Origin of the sequence: Flavobacterium cerinum (assembly GCF_004028155.1) — a bacterium.
In the GTDB taxonomy this organism is placed as follows: domain Bacteria; phylum Bacteroidota; class Bacteroidia; order Flavobacteriales; family Flavobacteriaceae; genus Flavobacterium; species Flavobacterium cerinum.
The window spans coordinates 1-777 of sequence record NZ_SBII01000029.1 but is presented as its reverse complement, the minus strand read 5'-3'; the positions used below and the strand labels follow the sequence as shown (position 1 = coordinate 777).

The following is a 777-nucleotide window of genomic DNA, read 5'->3' as shown; positions in this document are numbered from 1 at the left end:
GGGCAGACTGGTTTAACGATAACGTATCACCTTACCGAGATTGGCGCTGATTTTGGTACTACTCCAATAACGACAGATGTAACGAATTTCCAGAATACTGTTGCTTATACACAAACGGTATGGGCTAGTGTCATCCAGAGTGGAACCACTACGAACTGCCGTACGGTTGTTCCGATCCAATTGATTGTTCACCCAAGGCCGGCTATTCCTGTGATGACGAATTATGCTTTATGTGATTATACGAATTCCCCTGATGGTATTGAGGTTTTTGACCTTACGACTAAAGATGCTCAGGCAACAGGCGGTACTGCCGGATATACAGTAAGCTACTACCTAAGCCAGGCAGCTGCTCAGAGCGGTACAGGCGCTATTGCTGTTCCTACTGCCCACAGCAATACAGCCTCTCCAAACGACCAGGTAATCTGGGTACGTGTAGAGACCGGTTTAGGCTGTGTAAGTGTTGCTTCTTTCCATATTATAGTTAACCCGCTGCCGGTTATCAATCCTGCCCTTGATACGTTCTATGCTTGTGAGCAGGTACCTGGCGAAGGCGAGTTTAACCTTGACCAGATGGCTGTGGTGATCACCAATGGAGCAGCCGGTTATGTAGTAACCTACTATGAGACTTTAGCTCAGGCACAATTAGGTGGTACCGATAATGAGACGTCACTTTACTTATCGGCAAGCAAAACGATCTACGCACGTGTTTCCGATATTGCTACGGGTTGTTTCACTATTACCCCTGTGGTATTAGAAGTTATCCCAGCGCCCATTGCT

Annotated in this window: 1 pseudogene; it reads left to right on the top strand. The window is 47.0% G+C overall.

Going from position 1 to position 777, the window contains the following annotated elements:
- Window positions 1–777, top strand: a pseudogene (locus EPI11_RS19060) (hypothetical protein); the annotation flags it as partial.